Here is a 15,624-nt window from a genome sequence, read left to right on the forward strand (position 1 = left end):
GCCCCATGAATGCCGCTGCCGCACAGCACAATGACGGAGCGCCGGTGAGCGCGCACGCGCGGGTCGGCAGTGGCGCGGCATCGGCCCGTGACGCGGCGGCATCGGCCGGTGACGTCGGCGTACTGATTATCGACGGCTGCGCCATCGCCACCGTCGACGCGGCCGGAACCGAATATCGGGACGGGCATGTCATCGTGCGCGGTAATCGCATCGAGGTGCTGGGAGCGGGGCCCGCGCCCGACGTGCCGGGGGCCACGCGCATCGACGGGCGGGGCTGCCTGCTCACGCCCGGTCTGATCAATACCCACCATCACCTCTACCAATGGGTCACACGCGGGCTGGTGCCCGATGCCACGCTGTTCGAATGGCTCACCGCGCTCTATCCGATCTGGGCGGGGATAGACGCAGACGCCACCCGGATCGCCGCCACCGGTGGACTCGCCTCGCTGGCGCGCACCGGCTGCACCACGACCACCGATCATCACTACGTCTTTCCGCGTGACGCTGGTGATCTGCTGGCCGCCGAGATCGATGCAGCCGCACAGGTCGGGTTGCGCTTCCAGCCCTGCCGGGGCTCGATGGATCTGGGCCGCAGCGCGGGCGGGCTGCCGCCGGATTCGGTGGTCGAGACCCTGGACGACATTCTCGCGGCCAGTGCGGACGCGGTCGCCCGATACCACGACCCCGGCTTCGACTCCATGCTGCGCATCGCGCTCGCACCGTGCTCGCCGTTCTCCGTATCCGCGGATCTGCTGCGCGAATCCGCGCTGCTGGCAAGGGAACTCGGGGTCCGGCTGCATACGCACGTCGCCGAAACCATGGACGAGCAGGAGTACTGCCTCGCCACGCACGGCGTCACGCCCGCCGAATACATGGACAAACTCGGCTGGGTCGGGCCCGATGTGTGGTGGGCGCACGCCATTCACCTCGACGACAGCGCCATCGCGACCATGGCCCGCTCCGGCACCGGCGTCGCACACTGCCCCACCTCCAACGGTCGTCTCGGCGCGGGCATCGCCCGCACCGCCGACCTGCTCGCCGCCGGGGTCCCCGTCGGACTCGGTGTGGACGGCGCGGCCAGCAATGAGGCGAGTTCGCTCATCGAGGAACCCCGCAACGCGCTGTTCTTCGCCCGCCAGCGCGGCGGTCCACAGGCGCTGTCGGTACGCACCGCACTGGCGATGGCCACGATGGGCGGAGCCCGAACCCTCGGCCGCGCAACCGAAATCGGCTCCATCGAACCCGGAAAACTCGCGGACCTCGCGCTCTGGGATCTGTCGACACCCGCGCACGCGGGCATCGAGGATCCGGTCACCGCGCTGATCCTGGGTTCGGCTCCGCCGCTGGCCGCGCTGCTGGTGAACGGCCGAATCGTGGTGCGCCACGGCGAAATTCGGACCGTCGACGAAGAACAGGTCGGTCGTGACGTCGCCCGCGCTCAAGCCGCCCTGGTGGCCAAGGCGGGCTGACGCCACCTTCGGAGACTCGGCCGCGATCCCGGTACGCGGCCGCCGCGATCGGGGTATGCGGTGGGACGGAATGGTCGGATGATCGGATCATGGGGAAGAGTTACCCGCACGAAACAGGTGTGAGGGGTGTCGCAATCTCCGCGCAACTCGTGGCTCGTAATCTGAAAGGGAAGTCGTTACCAGCTGGCGCGGGGACGGCCCCGCAGGTGAGAGCAGGTGATGACAATGGATCTGGATACGATCCGAGAGGTGCTGATCGCCCGCGAACGGGCGGATCTGAAGGGATTGGGCGCGGGCACGGCGGTGCTCGCCGGAGGTACCTGGCTGTACTCCGAACCACAGGATCACCTGGAAAAGCTGATCGATATCACGCGCCTGGGATGGCCACCGCTCACCATCGATGACGCGGGGCTGGAAATCGCCGCCACCTGCACACTCGATGAATTGGCCACGGGGGAGTACCCCGCGCGCTGGGGTGCGGTGCGGCTGTTCGAGCAGGCCTGCGGCGCGCTGGTCGCCTCGCACAAGATCCGGCGCACGGCCACGGTCGGCGGGAATGTCTGCCTGGCGCTCCCGGCGGGCGCGGTGGCGGCGGCCTTGACCGCACTCGGCGGATTCGGGCTGGTCTGGGGACCGCGCGGCGATCAATGGATTCCGCTGTCGCACTTCGTGACCGGCGTGGGGGAGACCGTCCTCATGCCCGGTGAAATGCTGCGGGCCATTCGGATACCGGAGTCGAATCTGCGCTCGCGCACCGCATTCCGCAAGCTCGCGCTCGCCCCGCTCGGCCGATCGGGAGTGGTGGTCATGGGCCGCCGCGATGCCGACGATGCGTCCGTGATCACCCTCAGCGCCGGGACCACCCGGCCGGTGGTGCTCGAGTTCTACTCGTTGCCGACCATCGGCGAACTGTCGGCAAAGGTCGCGGAGCTGAATTCCGCGCTCTGGTACGACGATCCGCACGGTGCGCCCGACTGGCGGCGGGAGATGAGCGGCCGCCTCGCCGCCGAGGTGCTCGCCGAATTGGGCCGGCGGCCATGAGATTCCAGGTCGACGGCGAAGCGGTGGACCGCGCCGCTCGCCCGGGGCAATGCCTGCGCACCCTCCTGCGCGAAACCGGCCACCAGGCCCCGAAGAAAGGTTGCGACGCCGGCGACTGCGGCGCGTGCACCGTCCTGGTCGACGGCGCGGCCGTGCACTCCTGCGTCTACCCCGCCCACCGGGCGGAAGGTCACACCATCACCACCGCCGCCGGACTCGGCACGGCTGAACCAACAGACCTGCAACGCCGATTCATCGAGAACGCCGCCTTCCAATGCGGCTTCTGCACCGCCGGAATGCTGGTCACCGCAACCGAATTGGAGCGAACGGGCGACCTCACCCCCGCCACCCTCCCCGAAAAACTCAAAGGCAACCTCTGCCGCTGCACCGGCTACCGCGCCATCACCGATGCGCTCACCTCCGGCCGCCCCGGCTGTGCCCCGAATGATGCGACCGTCCCTTGCGGCTCGCGGTCGGACGGGGTGGGGGCCGGGGTCGGGGCGCTCGCGGGTGGGCGGATTGTGCGCGGGGTGGAGCCGTTCACGATGGATGTCGATATGGGGGAGCAGGATTCGGGGAAGGTGCCGCCGGGGGAGGTGTTGCGGCTGGAGGTGGTGCGGAGTCCGCATGCGCATGCGCGGATCGTGTCGATCGATACCGCTGGGGCGGAGGCTGTTCCGGGGGTGCGGGCGGTATTCACGCATGCCGATGTGCCGGATCTGTTGTATTCCACTGCGCGCCATGAGATCCGCGAGGACGATCCGGACGATACGGTGATGCTCGATCGGATCGTGCGGTTCCGGGGCCAGCGAGTGGCGGCCGTGGTGGCGGATTCGCTGGCGGCCGCGCGGGCGGGGTGTCGTGCGATCAGAGTCGAATATGAGCTGTTACCAGCGGTTTTCGACCCGGAGGAGGCGCTCGCGGAGCAGGCGCCGCTGCTGCATGCCGAGAAGGGGCCGGAGTCGCGGATAGCCGATCCCGGGCGCAATGTGGTCGCCGCCGCGCAGGGCCGGGTCGGGGATGTCACCGCCGGGCTGAGCGCGGCCGTCGAGGTGGTGCAGGGGGAGTGGCGGACGCACCGGGTGCAGCATGTGCACCTGGAGACGCACGGCAGCATCGGCTGGCTGGATCGGGACGGGCGGCTGGTACTGCGCACCAGCACCCAGGTGCCGTTCCTGGTGCGCGATGAACTGTGCCGGTTGTTCGGGCTCGAGCGTTCGGGCATAAGGGTTTTCGCCACGCGCGTGGGCAGCGGCTTCGGCGCGAAACAGGAGATGTTCACCGAGGACTTGGTGGCCCTGGCCGTATTGAAGACCGGACTGCCGGTGCAGTACGAGCTGACCAGATCCGATGAATTCCTGACCACCTGCCGCCATCCCATGCGCGTGCGGGTCACCGCCGGGGCCGATGCCGACGGCCTGCTCACCGCACTCGCGGTCGATGTGCTCGCCGATGCCGGAGCCTACGGAAACCACAGCGCCGGAGTGCTTTTCCACGGCGTCGGGGAATCCGTCGCCATCTACCGCTGCCCGAACAAGCGCGTCGACGGGCACGCGGTCTACACCAACAATGTCCCCTCCGGCGCGTTCCGCGGCTACGGCCTCGGCCAGGTCATGTTCGGCGTCGAATCCGCCCTCGACGAACTCGCCCGCCGAATCGGCATGGACCCCTTCGAATTCCGCCGCCGCAATCTGGTGCGGGCCGGTGACGAACTCATCGGCGGTGCGGGCCACGCCGAACCGGATCTCACCATCGCCAGCTACGGCCTCGACCAATGCCTGGACCTGGCCGAACAGGCGCTGCGGCGCGGTAACGGCGTACCCGCCCCCGGCCCGGACTGGCTGATCGGCGAGGGTATGGCCCCCGCCATGATCGCCACCGTCCCGCCGCGCGGCCACACCTCCACCGCGCATGCCACCCTGCTCGCCGATGGAACGGTCGAACTACGCGCGGGCACAGCCGAATTCGGCAATGGCACCACCACCGTCCTGGCCCAGATCGCCGCCACCGTATTGGGCACCGATATCGCGCATATCGTCATCCGGCACGCCGATACCGATGTCACCGCCCATGACACCGGCGCTTTCGGTTCCACCGGCATCACCGTCGCCGGTCGCGCTGTGCACGCCGCCTGTGCACAACTTCGCGAACACGTCCTGCGTAGGGCGGTCGCCCTTACCGGGGCGGACGCCGACCGGCACATCTTCGAACCCGGTGGCATTCGCGTCGACGGCCGATTCCTCACCGCCGCAACACTTGTCGCGGACGGTGAACTCACCGCCACCGCCACCCACGACGGCACCCCGCGCTCGGTCTCCTTCAATGTGCACGCCTTCCGCGTCGCGGTGCAGCCGGATACCGGTGAGGTGCGCATCCTGCACTCGGTGCAGGCCGCCGACGCGGGTACGGTCCTGAATCCGGTGCAATGCCGCGGTCAGGTGGAGGGCGGGGTGGCGCAGGCCATCGGCTCGGCGCTGTATGAGGAGATCCGCGTCGAACAGGGTGAGGTCCGCACGAAAACCCTGCGGCACTACCACCTTCCGCAGCTCTCCGACCTGCCCCGCACCGAGGTGCTGTTCGCGGAGACCGCCGATCCGCTCGGCCCGCTGGGCGCGAAATCCATGAGCGAATCCCCGTACAACCCGGTGGCCCCGGCGCTCGCCAATGCCATCCGGGACGCGATTGGCGTTCGCCCGCAACAGCTTCCGATGACCGCGGATCGAATCTGGCGGCTGCTGCGTGATGCCCGGACGACAGCGGCCCCGCACCTGGGGGTGCGGGGCTGATGACCGTGCGGTCGTGACGGGCCGGGACCGTGTGGTCCCCGACCGATCAATGCGGTGCGATCGTGACTGATCAGCGTGGTGCGATCGTGACCGATCAGAACAGGGCGACCGCGATACCCAGTCCGGCCAGCGCCACGGCCTGGAGTCCGACCCGGTAGGGGAGGATGCTGTCCCAGCGATCCTGCAGCGCACGGGCATTCGCGGGAATGACACCGGATTTCGCGGCGGCGGTCTGTGCGGTGTTGACCGGCTTGGCGACGCGGACGTAGAAGCCGAGCCAGCTCACCAGGGCCAGCACCGCGATCCCCGCCGCGATGGCCGCGCCGAAATGGCCCGACAGCAGGGCGGCCGCGGTGGTCAGCACGGCGGTGACGACGCCGCCCGCGCCGAAGATCGGCATCCGCTTATCGCCGTAGTAGTGCCCCCAGCCGGCGGCGATCGTCACGGCCGCGTCGTCGAGGTGCTTGTTGACCGAGCGGGTGATGGCGGTCGCGGAGATATCGGTGCCGTAGACGGCCCCGTTGGCGAGGATGGCGGCGATGGCGAGGATCTGGCCGGTGGTGGTGAGCATGTCGGGTGCCTCTTCCGATTGATATCTAGCAACGCTAGGAACTGGAGCAACCATAACAGTAGCTCAGCTATGTTGTCTAGCGTTGCTAGATTTCAGTCCGGAAACCGGCGTTGATCAGGCAAAGAGATTGCGCACGAACGGAACCGAGTCCGGCAGCGAGGCATTCACGGTGCCGTCGTGATTGGTCGGATAGGTGTGCAGCGTGACCGGCTGCCCGCCCGCCTGCAAGCGCGCCGCGAACGCCAGCGTCGCCGGGGTGATGACATCGGTGTCCAGCAGGCCCTGGCCCAGGAAAAGCGGCTTGTCATAACCGGATTCGGGCAGTCCCATCACCCGGGTCAGCACACCGGGCAGATCCGGGATCTGTGACAGCGGGCGCGAGAACAGATCCCCGACGACCACATTGCCCGCGCTCAACTCCTCGCCGAGCGCCTCCAGGCAGGAGGTGTTCGCGTGATCGAGCCAGTACCGGCCCGAATCGGTCAGGTACGACTCGATATTCAGCTCCGGATACGTCGTACGCAGGCCGTTCAGGATGTACAGCACATATCCGGTGCTGTGCGGCGGCAGCTTGGCCGGTGGCACGCCCGGGCCCAGCGGCAGCAGAATGTCCTCGATATAGGCCGGTACGCCGGTGCCGACCGCACCCCGGTAATCGAGTCCCGGTGCACCGAATTCGGTCGCGTAGCGCGCGGTGAAGACCGCCGCACCGCCGCCCTGGGACTGGCCGACCACCGCCCACTTATGCGACAGCGAGGAATAGTGGCTGGTCGCGGCCTTGACCGCGTCCACCACGTTATGCGCCTCGACCGTGCCGTTGAGGTACGGATGATCGCCCGGGGTGCCCAATCCGGCGTAGTCGGCGGCCACGATCGCGTAGCCCTGCTTCAACCAGGTGCCCAGGTAGGCCCAATCCCGTTCGCGCGCACCCGGACCGGCGATGGAGTACGCGCACTCGTCGCCGAGGCCGATGGTGCCGTGCGCCCAGGCGATCACCGGCCAGCCCCCGGCGGGCGCGTCACCGGGCGGGAAGTAAACCGCGGCACTCGTGGTTGTGGGTCGGTCGCCCACGGTGGTGCTGCCGTAGAGAATGCGTTCCGCGCGGGCCGAGCCGGGCAGTACGGCGGCCGGTGCGAGCGGTTCCACCGAACTCACCGCGCCGATCTCGGTGGCAGGGGCTGCCATCGCGCTCGGCACGCTGACCAGCGCCGCGATCGAAGTGGCGGCCAGGGCCGTTGTGCACAGCCATCGTTTCCGCATCGAAGCTCTCCTTAGGTTCTCTGACGTCGCACCTGCGCTGGACGCGTGTCCAGATTAGGGCCTTTGGGGTACCCCGGGTGGTGTGCCCCACAGCCATCAAGATCACAATCGATTGTGAAGGTCCTCACAGCTCGCCGTCCATCGGCGCGTCGCGTGCCGGTGGCCGTCGTCACCCAAACAGTACGGGCGTTATGCAAAACTGCACGTCAGAGCTACTCGCAAGTAGATCTCCCGGCTGCAATTAACAAGCAAATTTCGCAGCATTAGCAAAAGCAGGGCCAAAGCTAGCCGGGATTCACACTTGCAACAGGTAGACGGACATTTTTTCCTGTGCCATCGTGTGGAAGTACACCTCGCGGGCATAGCAAGCCTGCAAATTGCCGCTCCAGCAGTGTCCGAATCATCGCGAGAGGGTTCGACCGGCGGGGCAACCGAGACCGAACGAAGAAGTGGAGTCAGAGATGTCGACTGTCGGCACCCCGAAGACCGCTGCGGAGATCCAGAACGACTGGGACACCAACCCCCGTTGGAAGGGCATCACCCGTAGCTACACCGCCGAGCAGGTTGTGAAGCTGCAGGGCACCGTTGTCGAGGAGCACACCCTCGCCCGCCGTGGTGCCGAGATCCTCTGGGATCTGGTCAACAACGAGGACTACATCAACTCCCTGGGCGCCCTCACCGGCAACCAGGCCGTGCAGCAGGTGCGCGCGGGCCTCAAGGCCATCTACCTGTCCGGTTGGCAGGTCGCCGGTGACGCGAACCTGTCCGGCCACACCTACCCGGACCAGTCGCTGTACCCGGCGAACTCGGTTCCGTCCGTGGTGCGTCGCATCAACAACGCGCTGCTGCGCGCCGACGAGATCGCCAAGGTCGAGGGTGACACCTCGGTCGCCAACTGGCTGGCCCCGATCGTCGCCGACGCCGAGGCCGGCTTCGGTGGCGCGCTGAACGCCTACGAGCTGCAGAAGGCCATGATCGCGGCCGGCGCCGCGGGCGTGCACTGGGAAGACCAGCTCGCCTCGGAGAAGAAGTGCGGCCACCTCGGTGGCAAGGTGCTGATCCCCACCCAGCAGCACATCCGCACCCTGACCTCGGCTCGCCTCGCGGCCGACGTCGCCGGTGTCCCGTCGGTCATCATCGCGCGCACCGACGCCGAGGCCGCCACCCTGATCACCTCCGATGTGGACGAGCGCGACCGCGAGTTCCTCGATGGCACCCGTACCGCCGAGGGCTTCTTCGGTGTGAAGAACGGCATCGAGCCCTGCATCGCGCGTGCCAAGGCCTACGCCCCGTACTCCGACCTCATCTGGATGGAGACCGGCGTGCCGGACCTCGAGGTCGCGCGCAAGTTCGCCGAGTCGGTTCGCAGCGAGTTCCCGGACCAGCTGCTGGCCTACAACTGCTCGCCTTCGTTCAACTGGAAGGCGCACCTGGACGACGCGACCATCGCGAAGTTCCAGCGTGAGCTCGGCGCGATGGGCTTCAAGTTCCAGTTCATCACCCTGGCCGGCTTCCACTCGCTGAACTACGGCATGTTCGACCTGGCCTACGGCTACGCCCGCGAGGGCATGACCGCCTTCGTCGACCTGCAGGAGCGCGAGTTCAAGGCCGCTTCCGAGCGTGGCTTCACCGCCGTCAAGCACCAGCGTGAGGTCGGCGCCGGCTACTTCGACACCATCGCCACCACCGTGGACCCGAACACCTCCACCGCGGCCCTGAAGGGCTCGACCGAAGAGGGCCAGTTCCACTGAGCCATCCCGTGACCAGCTGTCACCCTGTGTGACAACGGGTTTCGAGATCTCACCTCGGGGCGGCAGTCGCATCACACCTTCCGCCGCCCCGGGGCCTGGAACCCGTCGAGGGGGATTCGTCCCCCTCGACGGTGTTCACCCGCCCTTCCCGTCGACAGCCCCGGCGGGGAGGGCATTTCCATATAGCTTTGATCGAAAGACCTTACGAAGGCGCAGGGTCACCTTTAAGTCCGACGCCTTCACCCATAAAGCCACGACGGCTAACTAACAGCAGGAGCGGGACGTGAGCAGCGAGAAAATTCAGCGCGTTGGAATCATCGGCGCCGGACAGATGGGCGCGGGTATCGCCGAGGTTTGCGCTCGGGCACACGTCGATGTGCTCGTGTTCGAACAGACCCGTGAACTCGCCGCTGCCGGTCGCGCCCGCATCCTGCGGTCGCTGGACCGCGCCGTCTCCAGCGGCAAGATCTCCGAGCGGGAGCGCGAGCAGACCGCCTGGCGGCTGCGCTTCACCTCCGACCTCGCCGATTTCGCGGACCGTCAGCTGGTCGTCGAGGCCGTGCTGGAGAACGAAGATGTGAAGACCGCCATCTTCGCCGAGCTGGACAAGGTCGTCACCGACCCGAACGCCGTGCTCGCGTCCAACACCTCCTCCATCCCGATCATGAAGATCGCCGTCGCCACCAACAACCCCGAGCGGGTCGTCGGCATGCACTTCTTCAACCCGGTGCCGGTGCTGCCGCTGGTCGAACTGGTCACCACGCTCAAGACCACCGAGGCCGTCTCGCAGCGCGCCGAGCAGTTCGCCTCCGATGTGCTCGGCAAGCAGGTCGTGCGCTCCGCCGACCGCTCCGGCTTCGTCGTCAACGCGCTGCTGGTGCCGTACCTGCTCTCGTCCATCCGCATGGTCGAATCCGGTTTCGCCACCAAGGAAGACGTCGACAAGGCCATGGTGCTCGGCTGTGCCCACCCGATGGGCCCGCTGGCGCTGACCGACCTGGTCGGCCTCGACACCGTGAAGTCCATCGCCGACTCCATGTACGCCGAATTCAAGGAGCCGCTGTACTCCGCGCCTCCGCTGCTGATGCGCATGGTCGAAGCGGGTCTGCTGGGTAAGAAGTCCGGCGCGGGCTTCTACCAGTACAACCGCTGACGACTGGCACGCGGGTACGAGTCTTTCGTCGTCCGCGTGGGCATAAGCTGCAATAAAGGGCTGGTGTCACCGGCCAGCCCACTCGGGGTGGACTCGAGTCCATTCCAAATCAGGGCGCAAACTGTGCGGCGCTCACCTTCGGTGGTGGGCGCCGCACAGGTGACTTAAGGAGGAGTGGCGCGCTCATGGCCAACGTCACCGATGGCTTCGGATCAAGCATTCTGGGCTATCCCCGCATCGGACCGCACCGCGAACTCAAGCGTGCTCTCGAGTCTTATTGGCATGGAACGCTTTCTCGGGAAGAGCTGGTCGAGGTGGGTCGCGAGATCCAGGAATCCCAGTTCCTCGAGCTGGCTGCCACCGGGTTGACGCAGGTCCCCGGCAACACCTTCTCTTATTACGACCACGTGCTCGACAACGCGCTGCTCTTCGGCGCGGTGCCCAAGCGGTTCGAGCCGTATCGCGAGGGGCTGGATCCGCTCGATTTCTATTTCCTGATGGCGCGCGGCAATCCGGATGTGCCGCCGCTGGAATTGGTGCGGTTCTTCAATACGCCGTATCACTACCGGCAGCCCGAACTCGACACCGATACCGAATTCTCCTTGCACCCCGAGGCTTTGCTCGACGAATTCGATCGAGCCAAGGCGCGCGGCATCGAATTGCGGCCGGTCGTGCTCGGCCCGCTGTCGCTGCTGTTGCTGTCGAAGACCGGACACGTTCCGGGCGAGACCGAATTCGACAAACTGGTGCTGCTGGACAAGCTGCTACCCGTGTACGAGGAGCTGTTCGAGCTGCTCGCCAAGCGCGGCGCCACCTGTGTGCAGCTGGACGAGCCCTGCTTCACCAGTGACCGCTCGCCGTCCACCATCGAGGTGTTCGAGCAGGCGTACAACCGGCTCTCCAAGGCCTCGCTGCGGCCGCGACTGCTCGTCACCGGACAGTACGGCGATTTCGGTGAGGCCCTGGAAGCGTTGGCGCGCACCAAGGTCGAGGCCATCGGACTCGATCTGGCGAACTTCCGAATCCGGCCCGAGGATCTGGCCAAGATTCCCGGCATCGGCCGCAAGCGGCTGTACGCGGGCGTCATCAGCGGCACCAATGTGTGGCGCGCGGACCGCGTGGTCGCGCTGGAATACCTGAACGAGCTCGCCAAGGTGTGCCCGGACATGGTCGTCTCCACCGGTGCGACGCTGCTGCACGTGCCGTACGACCTGCTGGTGGAATACGACCTGGAAGAGCATGTCGCCGACCGCCTCGCCTTCGCGAAACAGAAGGTGCTGGAAGTGGTTTCGCTCGCCAAGGCGCTCACCGAAGGGCCTTCGGAGAAGTGGCGCAAACGGCCCACGTCGGTGCACTTCAAGCAGAAACACGCTGTGCGGCAACGGGTGTACAACGTCACCCCGCAGATGCGCGAGCGCGCGCCGTATGCCGAACGCCGGGTCGCGCAGCAGGCCAAGCTGAATCTGCCGCTGGTGCCCGCCACCACGCTCGGCTCGTTCCCGCAGACCAATGCCGGACGGCAGGCGCGCTACGAACTCGGTCAGGGCCGGCTGTCCTACGACGACTACCGCAAGCGCATCGAAGCCGAGATCGAAGGCACCATCCGGTTGCAGGAGGACATCGGCCTCGACGTCTTCGTGCACGGTGAGCACGAACGCAATGACATGATCCAGTTCTTCGCCGAACAACTGGACGGCTTCGCCACCACCCACTTCGGCTGGGTGCAGGTGTACGGATCGCGTTGTGTGCGACCGCCGGTGCTGTACGGCGATGTGTCCCGGCCCGCGGCCATGTCGGTCGAATGGACCGCCTACGCGCAATCGCTCACCGAGAAGCCGGTCAAGGGCATGGTCACCGGACCGGTCACCATGCTGGCGCGCTCCTTCGTGCGCCAGGACCAGCCGCTGTTCGAGACCGCCGACCAAGTGGCGCTTGCCATTCGGGACGAAGTGGTGGATCTGGAGCGCGCGGGTATCGCCATCATCCAGGTGGACGAACCGTCCATTCGCGAACTGCTGCCGCTGCGGGTCAAGGGGCGGGCCGAATACCTGCGCTGGGCCGTCGGCGCGTTCAAGCTCGCCACCTCGGGCGTGCTGCCGGAAACCCAGATCCACACGCATATCGGCTATTCCAGTCGCGGTGACGTGGTGCAGGCCATCGAGGAACTCGATGCCGACGTGACGGCCATCGTCGCCACCCGCTCCATCGAATGGGTGCTCAAGGCGCTGGAAGAAGACAATGCCGAGGGCCGCGGGCTCACCCACGGCGTCGGACCCGGTGTGTACGAAAGCCGTTCGGCGCGCATCCCGGATATCGACGAACTGGATGAGGCCCTCACCGCCGCTGCCGCGGCCGTGACACCGCAGCGGCTGTGGGCCAATCCGGACGGCGGGCTCAAGACCCGGCACCACTGGCAGCTCGATCCGTCACTGCGCAATATGGTCGCGGCCGCCCGCCGCGTCCGGCGGCGCGCGCTGGCGGCGGAAGCCGAAGCGGCGAAGTAACTTCCGCACGCGACACGACAGCGCGGCGGCACCGGATGTGATTCCGTGCCGCCGCGCTGTTTCGTATTCACGATCCCGTCACGATGAAGGAATTAGCCTGCGGGCACACTTCTTTCGAGACAGGAGGCGGATATGGATCCGACGGGTAAAGGGGATCAGCCGGACCCGGCCGAGAACACCAAGAGCTTCAATGAATCCGCGCAGAACAAGAGCGATCAGGTGGACCCGGATCAGCCCTGGAAGAGCGGGAACTAGTCGCCAACCACACACCCGTCGTTCCACCGTTCCGGTCGGCGCGGCCGATAGCCTGTGGCCGAGGTTGATTCGAGATTAGGAGTACGACGGTGGGTCTGTTCGACAATCTGAAGGACGCGGCGGGCAAGGCGGCCGAACTGGCGAGCGAGCACGCGGACAAGCTCGACCCGCTGGTCGACAAGGTCGGCGACGTGGTCGACGAGCGCACCGAGGGCAAGTACGCCCAGCACATCGACAAGGTGCAGGACGCCGCCAAGAAGGCCCTGCACGAGCAGGCGCAGAAGTAGTTTCGGCCGGTCCCGCGCGCCAGTGCGCGGGACCTCCGGCGGGGCAGTAGTGGATCGCGCTCGGCGTCGAGCTGCCGGCGGCCACACTGCCGTCGGTAATCCGCTAGTGCGTCACCAGCCGTTGTGGCTGTCGTGGCCGCTGTTGTGGTCGCGCTGGTAGCGGTCACGGTAGTGGCCCCAGCAGTAGTTCCAGTCGAAGCCGCGGCTGTCGCGATCGCAGTACCAGTGGTAGTCGTCGCGGTCGTAATTGGTTGCGGCGGTGCCGGTTCCGGCGGGCACGGCGGACGCGATGCCCGCGCCGAACGGGAGAATGAACAGGGTGGCCGCCAGGGCGGTGGTGATGCGCTTCGCGGTGGTGGTCATGTGATCGGCTCCTCTTGCCTGGTCCCGGGAGGTATTTCCCGATGCATGCAATGGTGCTGGTCAGCGGCCGAATACTCTGTCGCCGCATGGACACTGGAAGTGTGTCCGCGCCGACACTTCCGGGCGGGCCCTAGCGGTGATCGGCGACCTTCCACAACCGCACGGTGTTGTCGGCGCTGCCCGTGGCCAGCAGTGCGCCGTCGGGGCTGAACGCCACCGAATGCACCGCGTCCGAATGACCGCCCAGCGGATTGCCGATCGGTGTCCGAGTTCTGTTGTCCCACAGGCGAACCGTGCCGTCCCGGCTGCTGCTCGCCATGAGGCTTCCGTCCGGGCTGAAGGCGACCGCCAGCACCGGTTCGGCGTGACCGCTCAGCGGATCGCCGGACGCCGCGCGAGTATCTGTGTCCCACAGGCGAATCGAGGCATCGTCACCGGCGGTGGCGAGCAGCGTCCCGCCGGGGTGGAACGCCACCGCCCGTATAGCGCCGCGATGGCCCGCGAGAGCCGCGCCCGAGGCGATGCCCGTTCCGCCGCGCCACAGTCGCGCCGTGGCGTCCTGGCTTCCGGTGGCGATCAGCGTGCCTTTCGGATGGAAGGCCACCGCGCGCACGGGGCCGGTGTGCCCGGTCATGGTGGTACCGGCTGGCTGGCGGGTCTGCACCGTCCAGAGCTGCGCGGTGTTGTCGTCACTGCAGGTCACCATGAGACTGCCGTCCGGGTGGAAGGCTATGCCGCGCACCGCGTTGGTATGCGCGGTCAGCGGCCCGCCGATCGGCTGGCGCGTAAGCGCGTCCCACAGTCTCGCGGTGCGATCGTCGCCACCGGTGGCCAGCAGCTTGCCGTTGGGGCTGAACGCCACCGCGCGAATCGAATTGCTGTGCCCGGTAAGCGAATTGCCACTCTCGGCACCGGTGTGCACATCGATCAGCCGGGTTGTATTGTCCTTGCCGCCCACCGCCAGCAGGGTGCCGTCGGGACTGAACGCGATCGTCATCACCTGCGTAGGCAGCGTGAGTTCACTTGGTACACCGGGTGTTTGCGTCGGCGCGGCCGTAGGCGCGGAGTTCTCGCCGCCGCCGGTCAGTGCGATCCCGGTCGCCGCGGCGACGGCACCGCCGATGACCACGGCACCGCCGAACAGCGCCCACCGCCGGGTGAATCGGCGCGGCTGCCCGGTTGCCGTGGGCGGTGAGAGTGCGGTTTCCGCATCCTCGCCCTGCCAGATCAGCGGCGGTTCGGTGCGGTCCCGGCGGCCGGAATCGGTCGGAAAGTACTGTCCCGCAACGGTGGAGCCGGAGCGGTCCACGGCCTCACGGGCCGCCGCGGCGAAGGTTGCGCAGTCGGGGAAGCGGTCCTCCGGACGTTTCGCGAGCACGGTGGCCAGCACGTCGTCCAGGCCGTGTGGCAGGTCCGGGCGGTACTGGGTGGCGCGTGGAGGCGGAGCGTGCAGGTGGGCCGCGACCACGGCCGCGTCATCGGCGCGAGGATATGGCGGTTCGCCGGTGAGGAGTTTGAACAGCGTGCAGCCCAAGGAATACTGGTCGGCGCGGTGATCGGTCGGGCCGCCCGCGAAACGCTCGGGCGCGGCGTACGCGAGGGTGGCGCTCACCCGGGAATTGGTTTCGGCGTCCTCGATACTGCGGGCGATCCCGAAATCGGTGACCACGGTGCGCTCGATACCGCCGATACCGCGCTCCACCAACAGATTCGCCGGTTTGATATCGCGATGCAGAATCCGATGCCGATGCGCGTGATCGAGCGCGCGGCCCGCATCGCCGATCATCCGCACCGCCCATTCGGCGGATACCCGGCCGCCTTCGCGGGCGAGCATGGCGGCGGCGTCACCGCCGTCGATGTATTTCATGGAGATCCACAGCATGGGATCGCCCGGCGAATTGCGGTCGTAGATGGGCACGATATTCGGGTGGTCGAGGGTGGTGATGAGCGCGGCCTCGCGCTCGAATCGCGCTCGCGCCCGGTAATCCTCGGCGAAGGTGTCATTGAGGACTTTGAGCGCGACCGACCGCTCCAGCCGGGGGTGGCGCGCCAGATACACCACGCCCATACCGCCCGCGCCCAATTGCCGTTCGATGGTGTAGCCAGCGAAAACCGCGCCCGCCTGCAATCGCATTCGGCTCCCACCCTCCGCGCCGTGCTCGCCGTCCAGCGACAGTATGCCGT

Annotated in this window: 12 protein-coding genes; 8 read left to right on the top strand and 4 right to left on the bottom strand. The window is 67.3% G+C overall.

Annotated features, from left to right (window positions below; all coding sequences use genetic code 11):
• Positions 1-5: 5 nt before the first annotated feature.
• The 3 genes from ACFC4D_RS23625 to ACFC4D_RS23635 all read left to right on the top strand — a co-directional run bounded on the left by ACFC4D_RS23625 (position 6) and on the right by ACFC4D_RS23635 (position 5,296).
• Entirely contained in the window at positions 6-1,469 is a 1,464-nt protein-coding gene (locus ACFC4D_RS23625) for an 8-oxoguanine deaminase (RefSeq protein WP_376066633.1), read from the top strand.
• Positions 1,470-1,694: 225 nt separating this feature from the next.
• Complete coding sequence (locus tag ACFC4D_RS23630) at positions 1,695-2,510, top strand: FAD binding domain-containing protein (protein ID WP_376066636.1); 816 nt, start codon at positions 1,695-1,697, stop codon at positions 2,508-2,510.
• A complete protein-coding gene (locus tag ACFC4D_RS23635) occupies positions 2,507-5,296 on the top strand; it encodes a molybdopterin-dependent oxidoreductase (RefSeq protein ID WP_376066638.1) in 2,790 nt (929 codons plus the stop codon). Before ACFC4D_RS23630 ends, ACFC4D_RS23635 begins: the two co-directional genes overlap by 4 nt.
• Positions 5,297-5,390: 94 nt before the next feature.
• On the opposite strand, the gene ACFC4D_RS23640 is transcribed toward ACFC4D_RS23635, so the two are convergent.
• Entirely contained in the window at positions 5,391-5,867 is a 477-nt protein-coding gene (locus tag ACFC4D_RS23640; RefSeq protein WP_375964128.1) for a DUF1772 domain-containing protein, read from the bottom strand.
• 114 nt (positions 5,868-5,981) lie between these two features.
• The gene (locus ACFC4D_RS23645) at positions 5,982-7,127 is read right to left on the bottom strand and encodes a lipase family protein (RefSeq protein WP_376066639.1); all 1,146 of its coding nucleotides are present in this window, start codon (positions 7,125-7,127) and stop codon (positions 5,982-5,984) included.
• Positions 7,128-7,588: 461 nt separating this feature from the next.
• Between ACFC4D_RS23645 and aceA the strand changes: the two genes are divergently transcribed.
• The 5 genes from aceA to ACFC4D_RS23670 all read left to right on the top strand — a co-directional run bounded on the left by aceA (position 7,589) and on the right by ACFC4D_RS23670 (position 13,077).
• The gene (gene aceA / locus ACFC4D_RS23650) at positions 7,589-8,878 is read left to right on the top strand and encodes an isocitrate lyase (RefSeq protein WP_330184579.1); all 1,290 of its coding nucleotides are present in this window, start codon (positions 7,589-7,591) and stop codon (positions 8,876-8,878) included.
• A gap of 283 nt (positions 8,879-9,161) precedes the next feature.
• Positions 9,162-10,031, top strand: a complete 870-nt coding sequence (locus tag ACFC4D_RS23655) for a 3-hydroxybutyryl-CoA dehydrogenase (RefSeq protein ID WP_364649319.1) — start codon at positions 9,162-9,164, stop codon at positions 10,029-10,031.
• A gap of 185 nt (positions 10,032-10,216) precedes the next feature.
• Positions 10,217-12,535 (top strand): 5-methyltetrahydropteroyltriglutamate--homocysteine S-methyltransferase, encoded by a 2,319-nt coding sequence (gene metE, locus ACFC4D_RS23660; RefSeq protein ID WP_376066642.1) that lies wholly within the window; start codon positions 10,217-10,219, stop codon positions 12,533-12,535.
• Positions 12,536-12,667: 132 nt separating this feature from the next.
• A complete protein-coding gene (locus ACFC4D_RS23665; RefSeq protein ID WP_364649313.1) occupies positions 12,668-12,790 on the top strand; it encodes a hypothetical protein in 123 nt (40 codons plus the stop codon).
• Positions 12,791-12,879: 89 nt separating this feature from the next.
• Positions 12,880-13,077 carry an antitoxin gene (locus ACFC4D_RS23670; protein ID WP_375964137.1) on the top strand — a complete coding sequence of 66 codons (198 nt, stop codon included), beginning with the start codon at positions 12,880-12,882 and terminating at the stop codon, positions 13,075-13,077.
• 111 nt (positions 13,078-13,188) lie between these two features.
• Here ACFC4D_RS23670 and ACFC4D_RS23675 read toward each other — a convergent pair whose 3' ends face one another.
• Entirely contained in the window at positions 13,189-13,440 is a 252-nt protein-coding gene (locus ACFC4D_RS23675; protein WP_364649307.1) for a hypothetical protein, read from the bottom strand.
• 130 nt (positions 13,441-13,570) lie between these two features.
• A complete protein-coding gene (locus ACFC4D_RS23680) occupies positions 13,571-15,574 on the bottom strand; it encodes a WD40 repeat domain-containing serine/threonine protein kinase (protein ID WP_376066644.1) in 2,004 nt (667 codons plus the stop codon).
• Positions 15,575-15,624: the final 50 nt, after the last annotated feature.

The sequence above is a fragment of the Nocardia sp. NPDC056000 genome (assembly GCF_042269265.1).
Lineage (GTDB): Bacteria > Actinomycetota > Actinomycetes > Mycobacteriales > Mycobacteriaceae > Nocardia.

Bases quoted from the DNA above. Each gene is read 5' to 3' on its own strand.
- ACFC4D_RS23675 (WP_364649307.1), bottom strand. From the start codon at position 13,440: ATGACCACCACCGCGAAGCGCATCACCACCGCCCTGGCGGCCACCCTG.
- ACFC4D_RS23630 (WP_376066636.1), top strand. From the start codon at position 1,695: ATGGATCTGGATACGATCCGAGAGGTGCTGATCGCCCGCGAACGGGCG.
- ACFC4D_RS23645 (WP_376066639.1), bottom strand. From the start codon at position 7,127: ATGCGGAAACGATGGCTGTGCACAACGGCCCTGGCCGCCACTTCGATC.
- ACFC4D_RS23665 (WP_364649313.1), top strand. From the start codon at position 12,668: ATGGATCCGACGGGTAAAGGGGATCAGCCGGACCCGGCCGAGAACACC.
- ACFC4D_RS23680 (WP_376066644.1), bottom strand. From the start codon at position 15,574: ATGCGATTGCAGGCGGGCGCGGTTTTCGCTGGCTACACCATCGAACGG.
- aceA (WP_330184579.1), top strand. From the start codon at position 7,589: ATGTCGACTGTCGGCACCCCGAAGACCGCTGCGGAGATCCAGAACGAC.
- metE (WP_376066642.1), top strand. From the start codon at position 10,217: ATGGCCAACGTCACCGATGGCTTCGGATCAAGCATTCTGGGCTATCCC.
- ACFC4D_RS23640 (WP_375964128.1), bottom strand. From the start codon at position 5,867: ATGCTCACCACCACCGGCCAGATCCTCGCCATCGCCGCCATCCTCGCC.
- ACFC4D_RS23625 (WP_376066633.1), top strand. From the start codon at position 6: ATGAATGCCGCTGCCGCACAGCACAATGACGGAGCGCCGGTGAGCGCG.
- ACFC4D_RS23635 (WP_376066638.1), top strand. From the start codon at position 2,507: ATGAGATTCCAGGTCGACGGCGAAGCGGTGGACCGCGCCGCTCGCCCG.